Annotated in this window: 1 protein-coding gene; it reads right to left on the bottom strand. The window is 73.2% G+C overall.

Going from position 1 to position 14,600, the window contains the following annotated elements; translation table 11 throughout:
• Window positions 1-80 precede the first annotated feature (80 nt).
• Window positions 81-14,600: type I polyketide synthase (locus AMK21_RS33070; RefSeq protein WP_107430035.1), on the bottom strand; the 14,520-nt coding region annotated here is incomplete at its 5' end.

Genomic DNA, 14,600 nt, shown 5'->3' with positions numbered 1-14,600 from the left:
ATTCGACGAGTTTCTCTTGGTCCGGCATCGTCCGTGAACCTTCCTCAGATGTATCGCTAGCGAGGGGAGTTGCGCCCCTGTCAGGAATCCGCAGACCGGCCGAGTTCGTTGTCGATGAACGCGAGGATCTCTTCGGCGCTCGCGGCCTCGATCCGTTCGGTGACGACCGGTCCGCCGGCCTGCGGGGCGGGCCCCTCCCACCGGGCGAGCAGGTGGCGCAGCCGTCCGGCGACGCCGGTCCTGGTGACCTCGTCGATCCCGCTCTCGGTGAGTGCGGCCTCCAGTCGGTCGAGCGCGGCCAGAGGGGAGGTGCCCTTGCCGGGGGCTTCCGTGACGAACAGTGCGGACGCGAGGTGCCGGGCGACGGCGACCGGGGTGGGGTGGTCGAACACCAGGGTCGTGGCCAGGCGTACGCCGGTGGAGGCGGCGAGCCTGGTGCGCAGCTCCACGGCCATGAGCGAGTCGAAGCCCAGCTTGCTGAAGTCCCGTTCGGCCTCGACGGCGTCCGGGCCGCTGTGCCCGAGGACGGCGGCGGTGTCGGCGCGCACCAGCTCGACCAGGGCCGTCTCCCGCTCCTGGGCGTCCAGCCCTTCCAGGCGCCCGGCCAGACCGGCCGCGCGGTCGCGGGCCGCGGCGGTGCGGCGGGCGGCCGGCACCAGTCCGCGCAGGATCGCGGGGCCGGCGGCGGTCGGGCCCGCCCCGCTGCCGGGCCTCACGGGCACGACGAGCGCGTCGTCCCGTGCCGTCGCGGCGTCGAACAGGGCGAGGCCCTGTTCCGCCGACAGGGTGGCCTGGTCTGAGCGGTGTATGCGCCGCTGGTCGGCGTCGCTCAGGGTGCTGGTCATCCCGCTGTCCTGTGCCCACGGGCCCCAGGCGAGGGACACGGCGGGCAGACCGAGGGCGGCGCGGTGGGCGGCCAGCGCGTCCAGGAACACGTTGGAGGCGGCGTAGTTGCCCTGGCCGGGTCCGCCGATCACTCCGGCGACCGAGGAGTAGAGGACGAAGGCCGCCAGGTCGTGGCCGGCGTCCCGGAGCGCCTCGTGCAGCCACCAGGCCGCGTCCGCCTTGGAGCGCAGGGACCGGTCGAGGAGTTCGGGGGTCAGGGTTCCGATCGTGGCGTCGGCCAGCACGCCCGCCGTGTGCACCACGGCGGTCAGCGGGTGCTCCGCGGGCACGGCGGCCAGCAGGGCTTCGAGCGCCGACCGGTCGGACACGTCGCAGGTGGTGATGGTCACCTCGGCCCCGAGACCGGCCAGTTCGGCCCGCAGTCCCCCGGCTCCCGGGGCGTCGGGGCCCCGTCGGCCGACGAGCAGCAGGTGCTTCATGCCGTGCGAGGTCACCAGATGCCTGGCGAGGAGGCTGCCGAGTCCGCCGGTGCCGCCCGTGATGAGCACCGTGCCGTCGCGGTCCCAGGCCCGGTCCGCTTGCGGTGCGGCGTCCCTCTCGGGCTCGGGCAGGGGCGCCAGCCGTGCCACGCGTACGGTCCCTTCGCGCAGGGCCGCCTGGGACTCACCGGCCTCCAGCAGTCCGGGGAGGGCCGCGAGGGCCGTGCCGGAACCGGACGCGTCGAGGTCCAGGAGGAAGAAACTGTCGGGCTCCTCCAGTTGGGCGGAGCGGACCAGTCCCCAGACGGGGGCGGCGCCGAGGTCGGTCACGCCCTCGCCGCCTACGGCGACCGCGCCACGGGTCACGAACACGAGCGTCGCTTCCTGCGTACGCCGGTCGGCCGACCAGGCGCGGAGCAGGTCGAGCGCGGCGACGGTCGAGGTCCGCAGCGCGTCCGGGATGTCGCCGTCTCCCGATACCGGAGCCAGGACGACGTCCGGGAACGGGCCGTCGGCGTCCAGGAGCACGGCCAGCGACCCGGCGTGCGCGACAGAAGCGCCGCCCAGCCCGTCGGCCAGGCCGACCGGGTCCGCGCCCAGAACGGCCCAGCGCAGAGCGGCCGGAGACGCGGGCCGCGCCGAGGCGGGCGCGGCCTCCCAGGCGACTGTGAGCAGCGGGACGACGGCCTCGTCCACCGGGGCGGCCGTCACCTGACGCAACGTCATCGACCGTACCGACAGCACCGCATCGCCGTTCGCGTCGACGGCTTCCAGCGCCACGGAGTCCTCCCCGAGGGGCGTCAGCCGTACCCGCAGGGCCGTGGCGGCCGCCGCGTGCAGGGTCAGTCCGTGCCAGTCGCCCACGTCGCCCACACCGTCCGTGCCGCCGTCGAGCAGTCGCGCCGCTCGGACCGCCGCGTCCAGGAGGGTGGGGTGCAACGTGAACGCGCCGTCCCGGTCCGCCTCCTCGGGGAGGGTGATCTCCGCGAACACGGCACCCCCCACCCGCCAGGCGTCCGCGCCGTCCTCCTCCGACAGGACGGGTTCGGCGCCCGCGGGCGGCCACACGGAGGTGTCGAACGTCGTCCCGGGTGAGCCCGTCTCCACACCGGCGGCCAGGACCCCGGTGGCGTGCCGGGTCCAGGGGAGGTCCGCCGCGCCCTCGGGGCGGGCGTAGACGTCCAGGGAGCGGCGGCCGACGTCGGCGGCGCCCACCCGCACCTGGATGCGGACCGCGCCCCGGTCGGGCACGAGCAACGCCTTCTCCAGGGCCAGTTCCTCCACCGTCCCGCAGCCCGCCTCGTCGCCGGCGCGTACCGCCAGCTCGGCGAAGGCGGCGGCGGGAAGCGTCACGGTCCCGTCCGGGGCCCGGCGGGCCTCCAGCCAGGGCAGCGCCTGGAGCGAGAGCCGACCCGTCAGGACCACGTCGTCGGATCCCGCCATCGTCGTCGCCGCGCTCAGCAGCGGGTGCCCGGCGGCCACCAGGCCGAGGCCGGAGGCGTCTCCCGCCGTGCCCGCCGCCGCGCGCGGCCAGTAGCGCTCGCGCTGGAAGGCATACGTCGGCAGCTCGATCCGCCGTGCGCCGACACCCGCCAGGACCGCGGTCCAGTCGGCCGGCGCGCCGTGCGCGTACAGCTGGGCCAGCGCGGTGACGGCGGTCAGTTCCTCCGACCTGTCCTTGCGGAGGAGCGGCACCACCACGGCGTCGGCCGGGACGGAGTCGCTGGCCATGGCGGACAGCACCCCGTCCGGGCCCAGTTCGAGGAAGCGGCCCACGCCGTGGTCGACGAGGGTGCGTACGCCGTCGGCGAAGCGGACCGCCTCTCGGACGTGCCGCACCCAGTAGTCGGCGGAGCGCATCTCCCCGTTCTCGGCCACCCGGCCCGTCACGTTCGAGACGACCGGCAGGTGCGGCGCGTGGTAGGTGAGCTTCTGGGCCACTTCGCGGAACGCGTCCAGCATCGGCTCCATCAGGGGCGAGTGGAACGCGTGGCTCACCGACAGCCGGCTCGTCCTGCGTCCGCCGGCCGCCAGACGCTCGACCGCCTCCGCCACCCGGTCCACGTCGCCGGAGATCACCAGCGAGGTGGGCCCGTTGACCGCGGCGATCGCCAGACGGTCGCCGAGCAGCGGCCGGACCTCGTCCTCGTCGGCCTCCACGGCGGCCATGGCGCCACCTTCGGGCATCGCGTCCATCAGCCGGGCCCGCGCGAGCACCAGCCGGGCAGCGTCCTGAAGGGAGAACACCCCGGCCACGTGCGCGGCGGATATCTCACCGATCGAGTGGCCTGCCACGAAGTCCGGGGTGAGACCCCATGACTCGACCAGCCGGAACAGGGCGACCTCGACGGCGAACAGAGCGGGCTGGGTGTACGCCGTGCGGTTCAGCGCCCCGGCGTCCTCGCCCCAGATCACGTCGCGCAGGGGGCGGTCCGTCCCGGCGTCCAGGTGGGCCAGTACGGAGTCGAGGGCGTCGGCGAAGACCGGGAACCGTGCGTACAGCTCCCGGCCCGCTCCGAGCCGCTGGCTGCCCTGTCCGGAGAAGAGGACGGCGGTCGCCCGTTCCGTCACCACTCCCCTGGCGGCCGGCCGCACGGGTGCGTCGGCGCCGTCGCCCGGTGCGAGCAGAACGGCCCGGTGCTCGAAGGCGGACCGGCTCTCGATCAGCGACAGCCCGACGTCGGCCGGGGAGAGCCCGGGGCGCTCCGCGACGAAGGACCGCAACCGGTCCAGCTGGGCGTCGAGCGCGGCTTCCGTCCTGGCCGACACGAGCCAGGGCACGACCGCGGGCGCCACCGCGGGGACGGCCACGGGTGCCTCCTCGGCGGCCTCGGTCTCCGGTGCCTGCTCCAGGATCACGTGGGCGTTCGTCCCGCTGATACCGAAGGACGACACACCGGCCCTGCGGGCGCGCCCGGTCTCGGGCCACGCGCGCGGCTCGGTCAGCAGCTCGACCGCTCCGGAGGACCAGTTGACCCGGGTGGAGGGCTCGCTGACGTGCAGGGTCCGGGGCAGGGTGCCGTGTCGGAGCGCGAGAACCGTCTTGAGGACGCCCGAGACGCCGGCGGCGGCCTGGGTGTGGCCGAGGTTGGACTTCACCGAGCCGAGCAGCAGGGGCCGCTCGGGGTCCCGGTCGCGGCCGTAGGCGGCGAGCAGGGCCCCGGCCTCGATGGGGTCGCCCAGAACGGTTCCGGTGCCGTGTGCCTCGACGGCGTCCACGTCGGCGGGGGTGAGGCCGCCGCTGGCGAGCGCCTGGCGGATCACCCGCTGCTGGGACGGGCCGTTGGGGGCGGTGAGCCCGTTCGACGCGCCGTCCTGGTTGACGGCGGAGCCACGCAGCACCGCGAGGACCTCGTGGCCGTTGCGCCGGGCGTCGGAGAGCCGTTCGACGACGATCAGGCCGACGCCCTCGGACCAGCCGGTGCCGTCGGCGGATTCGGAGAAGGCCTTGCAGCGCCCGTCGGGGGCGAGCCCGCCCTGACGGGTGAACCCGGCGAAGCTCGTGGCGGTGGACATCACGGTGACGCCGCCGACCAGTGCCAGGGAGCACTCGTCCGCGCGGAGCGCCTGGGCGGCCCAGTGCAGGGCGACCAGGGAGGACGAGCAGGCCGTGTCCACGGTGACGGCGGGGCCCTCGAAGCCGAAGGCGTAGGAGATCCTGCCGGAGATGACGCTGGCGGCGAGTCCCGTGCCGGCGTGGCCCTCGACGTCCTCGTCGGTGCGGAGGATCAGACCGGCGTAGTCCTGGCCGTTCGTACCGACGAACACTCCGGTCCGGCTGCCGCGGAGCGTGGTCGGGTCGGTCCCTGTGCGTTCGAACGCCTCCCACGCGGTTTCCAGCAGCAGTCGCTGCTGGGGGTCCATGGCGAGGGCCTCACGCGGGGAGATGCCGAAGAAGCCCGGGTCGAAGTCGGCGGCCTCGTAGAGGAATCCGCCTTCGTGCGTCACGCTGCGGCCCTGGCCGGCGCCGGCGAGCACGTCGAGGTCCCAGCCCCGGTCCGTGGGGAACGCGTCGATGCCGTCGCGGCCGTCCGTGAGCATCTGCCACAGGTCCTCCGGCGATCGCACCCCGCCGGGGAAGCGGCAGGCCATGCCGACGATGACGACCGGATCGTCGGTGATCGCGGTGGTGGCGGGGACGGCGGCGGCCGACCCGTCGTGCCCCTCCCCGGGGGCGCCGTCGAGTTCCGCGAGGATCTCCGCGAGGAGGTGGCGTGCCAGCGCCTGCGGGTTCGGGTAGTCGAACACGAGGCTCGCCGGGAGCTCCAGGCCGGTGAGCTCCGTCAGCCGGCTGCTGAGTTCGACAGCGGTCAGCGAATCGAAGCCGAGGTCGCGGAACGCCTTGTCGCCCTTGATCGCGTCGGCGTCGGCGTGCCCGAGTACGACGGCCGCCCGGGCACGGACGGCGCCCAGCAGTACGGCGGTCCGTTCGGATGCGGTGGCTGCCCGCAGGCGCTCCCGCAGTTCGGCGGCGGCCGATGAGGACGTGTTCCGCGTCTCGCGCAGGGCTGCCATGGCCCTGCGGGCCTCGGGCAGGTCGGACAGCAGAGGGCTCGGCCGCGGCGTGAGCAGGGCGTGGAGCAGGTCCGGTTGCCGGAGGTCGGCGAGGACGACGGTGGGCTCGGGTTCCACGACGGTGCGCAGGAGTGCGGAGACGGCCAGTCCGGGATCGAGCAACCGGGTGATGCGTCCGTTGCGCGTCGCGCGCTCGGCCATGCCGCCGCCGCTCCAGGCGCCCCAGGCGATCGAGGTCCCGGGCAGACCGAGGTGCCGGCGTCGCTCGGCGAGCGCGTCGAGGACCGCGTTGGCCGCCGCGTAGTTGGCCTGCCCCGGGTTGCCGACCGCACCGGCGACCGAGGAGAACAGGGCGAAGACCGAGAGGTCGAGGTCCCGGGTCAGTTCGTCGAGCAGGAGGGCGGAGGCGACCTTGGAGCGGAAGACCGCATCGAAACGGTCGGCCGTCAGCCCGGCCAGCGCCCCGTCGTCGAGTACGCCGGCCGTGTGCACCACACCGGTCAGCGGGCGGTCCTCGGGTAGGGCGGCGAGTACCTGTGCCAGCTGGTCCCGGTCGGCCGCGTCGCACGCGGTGAGCGTGACCTGGGCGCCGAGGGCGGTGAGTTCGGCACGCAGTTCCTGGGCGCCGGGGGCGTCGGGGCCACGGCGGCTGAGGAGGACGAGGTGTTCTGCTCCCTCGTTCGCCAGCCGGCGTGCGACATGAGCGCCGAGAGCGCCTGTTCCGCCGGTGATGAGCACCGTGCCGGTGGGCTGCCACCTGTCCTCGGTCGCCACCGTGCTCTCGGCGGCGGGCGCGGCGACCATCCTGCGGCCGAACACGCCCGAGGCGCGGACCGCTATCTGGTCCTCCGCGTCGTCGCCGCCCTGTCCGGCCAGTACGGCGACGAAGCGCCGTACGGACCGCTCGTCCAGCTCTTCGGGCAGGTCTGCGAGGCCGCCCCACCGCCGGGGGTGTTCGAGCGCCGCGACCCTCCCGAGCCCCCATACGGCGGCCTGGGCGGGTCGGGCCGGCTCATCGGAGCGGCCGGTGGAGACGGCGCCACGGGTGACGGTCCACAGGGGGGCCGCGATCCCGGCCTCACCGAGGGCCCGGAGGAGGGCGGCGGTGGCGGTGAGTCCCGCCGGGACCGCTGCGGGGCCGGCCGACTCGTCCAGGGCGAGGAGCGACAGCACGCCGGTGAACCCGGCGGGGGCGGCCTCGGTGAGACGGTCGGCGAGGGTGCCGGGGACGGCGTCCACGCGCACAACGGCCGGGCCGAGTGCGCTGATCAGCGCGTTCACCCACGTGTCGGCGGTGCCCTCCGGGGGTGCCAGCACCAGCCACGAGCCGGGCAGGGAGCCTGCGGCGCCGCTGACGGTCAGCGGCTTCCAGGTCTGCCGGTAGCGCCACGCTTCCATGGCCGAGCGGGACTTGTGCCGGCTGCGCCAGGAGGACAGTGCGGGCAGCACGGCTCCGAGCGACTCGCCGTCCACGTCCAGGCCCGCCGCGAGCGACTGAAGGTCCTCGCGTTCGACGGCGGCCCAGAACTCCGCGTCGACCGGGTCGCCCCCGTCGGCGGGCGCCGCTGCGACCACCTCGGGCCAGAACCTCTCCCGCTGGAACGCGTACGTCGGCAGGTCGGCCGGCCGGGCGCCCGTCCCGGCGAAGGCTGGTGTCCAGTCGACGACGGCTCCTGCCGCGTGCAACCGGGCGAGGGCGGTCAGGAAGGCCGCTTCCTCGCCCCACCCCTTGCGCAGCACGGGTGCCACCACCGATGAGGCGGGCAGCGTTTCGCGTGCCATCGCGGAGAGCACTCCGTCGGGGCCGAGTTCCAGGAACGCGGTCGCGCCGTGCTCGGCCAGGGCCTGTATGCCGTCGGCGAAGCGGACGGCCTCACGGACGTGCCGCACCCAGTACTCCGCCGAACACAGCTCGCCCGCCGAAGCCACCCGACCCGTCAGGTTCGAGACGACCGGGATGCCCGGCACCCCGTACGACAGCCCCTGCGCGACGGCACGGAACTCCTCCAGCATCGGGTCCATCAACGGCGAGTGGAACGCGTGCGACACCCGCAGACGCGTCGTCTTCCGCCCCAGCCCTTCCAACCGCGCGGCCACCTCCAGCACGGCATCCTCATCACCGGACACCACCACCGAAGCCGGCCCGTTGACCGCGGCAACCGACACCCCGTCGGAGAGCAGCGGAAGTACCTCGTCCTCGGTGGCCTGGACGGCGATCATGGCGCCGCCCACCGGCAGCGCCCGCATGAGCCGCGCCCGCGCCGCCACCAGCGTGCAGGCGTCCTCCAGCGAGAACACCCCCGCCACATGAGCCGCCGCGATCTCACCGATCGAATGCCCCGCCACGAAGTCGGGCCGCACACCCCACGACTCCACCAACCGGAACAACGCCACCTCGACCGCGAACAACGCCGGCTGGGCCGCGCCCGTCTCGTTCAGGAGGTCGGCGTCCTCACCCCACATCACCTCACGCAGCGAGCCGTCCGCCCCTTCGTCCAGATGGCGGAGGACGGCGTCGAGCGCATCGGCGAACACCGGGAAGGCCTCGTACAGTTCGCGTCCCATACCGAGCCGCTGCGAACCCTGACCCGAGAACAGCACCGCCGTCGACTGCTCGGTGGCCGCTCCCCTCGCCGCTTCCGTGATGCCCTCGCGGGTGGCCAGCAGCACCGCGCGGTGTTCGAAGAGTGAGCGGCAGGTGGCGAGGGTGAGGCCGACGTCCGTGTACGGGCGGTCGGGGTGCTCCCGGGCGAAGGCCCGGAGCTGCTGTATCTGCCCCTCCAGCGCGGCTTCGCTCTTCGCCGATACGAGCCACGGCACGGTGTCGGGAGTGGTCCCGGGCACGCCGTCGTCGGCGTCGAGAGCCGGTTCCGCCTGCTCCAGGACCACGTGCGCGTTCGTGCCGCTGATCCCGAAGGAGGAGACGCCCGCCCGCCGGGCGCGCCCGGTCTCCGGCCACGTGGTGGTGTCGGCCAGCAGTTCCACGGAGCCCGCCGTCCAGTCGACGTGGCTCGACGGCTCGGTGAGGTGCAGCGTCTTGGGGAGCGTGCCGTGCCGCAGGCCCATGACCATCTTGATGAGGCCCGCCGCACCCGCCGCGGCTTGGGTGTGGCCGATGTTGGACTTCACCGATCCCAGCAGCAGGGGCAGTTCCCGGTCCTGTCCGTAGGTGGCGAGCAGGGCCTGTGCCTCGATGGGGTCGCCCAGCGGGGTGCCCGTGCCGTGTGCCTCGACGGCGTCCACGTCGGCCGGGGACAGTCCGGCGTTGGCGAGGGCCTGCCGGATGACGCGCTGCTGCGCGGGTCCGTTCGGGGCCGTCAGTCCGTTGGACGCGCCGTCCTGGTTGACGGCGCTGCCGCGGACCACGGCCAGCACCGTGTGGCCGTTGCGCCGTGCGTCCGACAGCCGTTCCACGACCAGCACGGCCGCGCCCTCGGACCAGCCGGTCCCGTCCGCGGAGTCGGAGAACGCCTTGCAGCGTCCGTCGCCCGCGAGCCCTCCCATGCGGGAGAAGCCGGCGAAGTTGGCGGAGGTGGTCATCACCGTCACCCCGCCGGCGAGGGCGAGGGTGCATTCGCCGCTGCGCAGGGCCTGGGCCGCGAGGTGCAGCGAGACGAGCGAGGACGAGCAGGCGGTGTCCACCGACATCGCGGGGCCTTCCAGGCCGAGCGCGTAGGCGAGCCGGCCCGAGACGACGCTGACCGCGAGGCCGGTGGTGGCGTGGCCCGCCATGTCGTCCTTCGCCCGCATGACGAGGCCGGCGTAGTCCTGGCCGCTGACGCCCATGAAGACGCCGGTTCGGCTGCCGCGCAGGGTGGCCGGGTCGATGCCCGCCCGCTCGGCGGCCTCCCAGGAGACTTCGAGGAGGACACGCTGCTGCGGGTCCATGGCGATGGCCTCGCGCGGCGAGATGCCGAAGAATCCGGCGTCGAAGTCGGCGACGTCCCGCAGGAAGCCGCCCTGGCCTTCGCGTGCGCCGATGGTGGAGTCGGCCTGCCATCCCCGGTCGTCGGGGAAGCCGGAGATCGCGTCGCCGCCTGAGAGTACGAGGTCCCAGAGCCCTTCCGGTGATTCCACGCCGCCGGGGAAGCGGCAGCTCATGCCGACGATCGCGATCGGGTCGTCGCCGGGGTCAAAGCCGTCGCGCGCTTCGCGCACGGCGACGGTCGCGACGGCGTCGTCTCCCACCAGTTCGTCGAGCAGGAAGGCCGCGAGCCGGGCCGGTGTGGGGTAGTCGAAGATCAGGGTGGCCGGAAGCGTCAGTCCGGTGACGGTCGCCAGTCGGTTGCGCAGTTCGACGGCGGTCAGCGAGTCGAAACCGAGCTGGCGGAACTCGCGCTCCACCGCGATGGCTTCGGGCGAGGAGTGCGCCAGCACCACAGCCGCCTCGGCGCGGACGAGTTCGGTGAGCAGCCGGGGCCGCTCGTCCTCACGCAGTGCGGCGAGCTTCTCGACGAGGCCCGCACGGGACGCCCCGGTGGCCTCGCTCCTGGCGGCGCGGCGGCCGCTGCGCACGAGTCCGCGCAGGAGGGCGGGGACGTCGGCGGTGGCCGGGATCGCGTTGCCGGACAGGGCGAGCGGCACGATCAGTGACTCGTCGCTCGCGAGTGCCGTGTCGAACAGGGCGAGACCTCGCTCCACGGAGAGGAGCGGCATTCCGGAGCCGCTGCTGACCCGGCGCACGTCCTGGTCCTCCAGCGTGCTGGTCATGCCGACGCCCTGTTCCCAGGCGCCCCAGGCCAGGGAGAGTCCGGGCAGGCCGAGGGAGCGCCGGTGTCCGGCGAGCGCGTCGAGAAAGGTGTTACCGGCCGCGTAGTTGGCCTGCCCCGGGCTGCCCATGACGCCGGCGGTGGAGGAGTAGAGGACGAAGGCGGCGAGGTCGTGCCCCTGGGTGAGCTCGTGGAGGTTCCAGGCCGCGTCCACCTTCGGCCGCAGCACCGCATCCAGCCGCCCGGGAGTCAGCGAACCGATCACCCCGTCATCCAGCACACCCGCCGTATGCACCACAGCCGTCAACGGACGATCGGCCGCAATACCGTCCAACAACCCAGCCAACGCCCCACGGTCCGCGACATCACACGCCACGACGGACACCGAAGCACCCAGCGCCCGCAGATCATCCACCAGCTCCCCAGCACCCGGCGCATCCCCACCACGCCGACTCGTGAGCACCAGATGCCGCACCCCACGCTCCGCCACCAGATGCCGCGCCAGCACACCACCCAGACCACCCGTACCACCCGTGACCAGCACCGTGCCCGCCGGATCCCACACCCGCGGCATCCTCAACACGATCTTGCCCACATGCCTGGCCATACTCATGAACCGGAACGCATCCCGCGCCCGCCGCACATCCCACGACCGCACCGGCAACGGCACCAGAACACCACGCCCGAACAACCCCATCACCTCGGCCAGCATCCGCCCGATCCCCTCCGGATCCACCCAGCCCAGGTCGAACGCCCGATACACCACCCCCTCCGGCAGACCAGCAGCCTCCCGCACATCCGTCTTCCCCATCTCCAGGAACCGCCCACCAGCCCCCAGCAAACGCAACGACGCGTCCACGAACTCACCCGCCAACGAGTTCAGAACAACATCAACACCACCAGCGACCCCCGCGAACACCGCCTCGAAGTCCGTCGAACGCGACGACGCGATGTGATCATCCGCCACACCCAACGACCGCAGAACATCCCACTTGCCCTTACTCGCCGTCGCGAAGACCTCCGCACCCAGATACCTCGCCACCTGGATCGCCGCCATACCCACACCACCCGCACCGGCATGGATCAGCACCTTCTCCCCCGCACGCACCCCACCCAGCTCCACCAACGCGTAATACGCCGTCAGGAACACCAACGGCACCGACGCCGCCGACTCCCACGACCACCCCTCGGGGACGGGGGTCATCATGCGTTCGTCGCCGACCACATGGGTGCCGAAGCCGCCGAAGAGCATGCCCATGACCCGGTCGCCGACCTGGAGGCCGGTGACGTCGGGTCCGGTCCCGACGACGACGCCGGCGGCCTCGGAGCCGAACAGGCCGGCGTCGCCGGGGTACATGCCCAGGGCGTTGAGGACATCGCGGAAGTTGACCCCCGCCGCACGGACCTCGACGCGGACCTCGCGGCCCCGTAGCGGTTCGAACACCTCGGTGAACGGTGCGAGGGTCAGGCCGTCGAGGCTGCCCTTGGCCCGGCTGCCGAGTCGCCACGGCCCCTCGGTCGGCGGCACCAGACCCGTGCCCGACTCCAGCCTGGTGAGGCGGCCGACGCGCAGCGCGCCGTCGCGGACCACGGCCTGCGGCTCGTCGGCGTCCGCCAGTCCTGGCAGTGCGGGGAGCACGGAGGCCGAGGCGTCGGCGTCGTCGGCGTCGACCAGCAGGAAGCGCCCGGGGTTCTCCGCCTGGGCCGAGCGCACCAGGCCCCACACCGAGGCCGCCGCCACATCGACGGCGTCCTCGTCGGCGACCGTCATCGCGCCGCGCGTGACGAACACCAGCCGCGAGCCGGCGAACCGCTCCTCGGCCAGCCACTCCTGTATCAGCGTGAGGGTGTATTCAGCAAGTTCGTGGGCCGACTCCGCGCCGCGCGCACGGTCGCCACGCAGCGGGACGACGACGATTCCGGGCGTCTCCGCGTCACTGCGGGCGGCCAGGTCGGCGAGGGTGGCGGCCGGGGCGGCGAGCCGGGCGGCGCCGGTCGACGCGAGGGCCGCGGTCAGGCCCAGTTCATCCCTGCCGAGCACCGCCCAGATGGTGTCGGTGTCGGCCTTCTCCGGGGTCGTGGGCGTCCAGTCGACGCGGAAGAGGGAGTTCAGTTCGTCGCGGCGGTCGGCGTCGACCGCCTGCGGGCCCGCTGCGCGCAGAAGCAGCGAGTCCACGGAGATCACGGGTTCGCCCTGGACGTCGACGGCGGCCAGCCGCACGGAGTCCTTGCCGTTGCTGGTCACGCGGACGCGCAGGGTGGCGGCTCCGGAGGCGTGCAGGGACACCCCGTTCCAGGCGAAGGGCAGGAGGCTGCGGTCGTCTCCGTCCGCGCTGGCGAACACGGTGCTGTGCAGGACGGAGTCGAGCAGCGCCGGGTGGATCCCGAACTCGTCCGCGTCGCTGACGCTCCGGTCGAGGGCGACCTCGGCGAATATCTCCTCGTCCCGGCGCCAGACGGCGCGCAGGCCTCGGAAGACCGGCCCGTAGTCGAGCCCGTTGCTCGCGTAGCGGTCGTACAGGCCCTCGATGTCCACCACGGTGGCGCCCTTGGGCGGCCATACGGCTCCGTCGAAGCCGAGGACCTGCTCCCCGTTACCGATCCGCCCGGAGGCGTGCAGGGTCCACTCGTCGTCCCGCGCCTCCGCGGGGCGGGTGTAGAAGCGCAGTTCGCGGCGACCCTCCTCGTCGGCGCCGCCGACGGAGATCTGCACCTGGACGGCGCCTGTGCTGGGCAGGATGAGCGGGGCGGCCAGCATCAGTTCCTCGACGCGGTCGCATCCGGCCTGGTCGGCGGCCCTGATGGCGAGTTCGAGGAAACCGGTGCCCGGGAAGAAGACCATGCCGCTGACGACATGGTCGGCGAGCCAGGGGTGGGTGGTCAGCGAGAGGGTGCCGGTCAGCAGGAGTTCGTCGGAGCCCGCGACGGACATGGCGGCGCCTAGAAGCGGGTGGTCCGCCGAGGTCAGCCCGAGGCCTGTCGCGTCGGCCGGCCGGAAGGTGGTCCTCGGCCAGAACCGTTCGTGCTGGAAGGCATAGGTCGGCAGGTCGACCGGCCGGGCGCCGGTCCCGGCGAAGAAGTCCGGCCAGTCCACCCGTACGCCCTGGACGTGGAGCCGTGCGAGTGCGGTGACGAGGGTCGTTTCCTCGGGGCGTTCCTTGCGGAGGGTCGGCACGGTGACGGCACCCTCCGGCACCGACTCCTGAGCCATCGCCGACAGCACACCGTCCGGCCCCAACTCCAGGAACAGAGACACCCCCTGCTCCCCCAGCACCCGCACACCATCCGCGAAACGGACGGCCTCACGAACGTGCCGCACCCAGTACTCCGCCGAACACAGCTCGCCCGCCGAAGCCACCCGACCCGTCAGATTCGAGACCACGGGAATCACCGGCTGCGCGTAGGCCAGCTGCTCGGCCACGCTGCGGAACTCCTCCAGCATCGGGTCCATCAACGGCGAGTGGAACGCGTGCGACACCCGCAGACGCGTCGTCTTCCGCCCCAGCTCCGCCACCCGCGCGGCAACCGCCAGCACAGCATCCTCATCACCCGAGACGACCACCGACTCGGGACCGTTGACCGCGGCGACCGACACACCGTCGGACAACAGCGGCACGACCTCCGCCTCCGTCGCCTGCACCGCGATCATCGCGCCACCCTCGGGCAGCGCCCGCATCAACGACGCCCGCGCCACCACCAGCGCGCAAGCGTCCTCCAGCGACAACACCCCCGCCACATGAGCCGCCGCGACCTCACCGATCGAATGACCCGCCACGAAATCAGGAGCCACACCCCACGACTCCACCAACCGGAACAACGCCACCTCGACCGCGAACAACGCCGGCTGAGCGAAACCGGTGTCGTCCAACAGCCCGGCATCCTCACCCCACATCACCTCACGCAGCGAACACCCCAACCCCACGTCCAGCAACGCGACCACCGCGTCCAACGCCTCCGCGAACACCGGAAAAGCCCCGTACAACCCACGACCCATACCGAGCCGCTGCGAACCCTGACCCGAGAACAGCACCGCGCTCTTCGACCGTCCCGA

Source organism: Streptomyces sp. CB00316, from assembly GCF_001905595.1.
Classification (GTDB): Bacteria; Actinomycetota; Actinomycetes; order Streptomycetales; family Streptomycetaceae; genus Streptomyces.
This window is presented reverse-complemented; position numbering and strand designations above follow the sequence as displayed.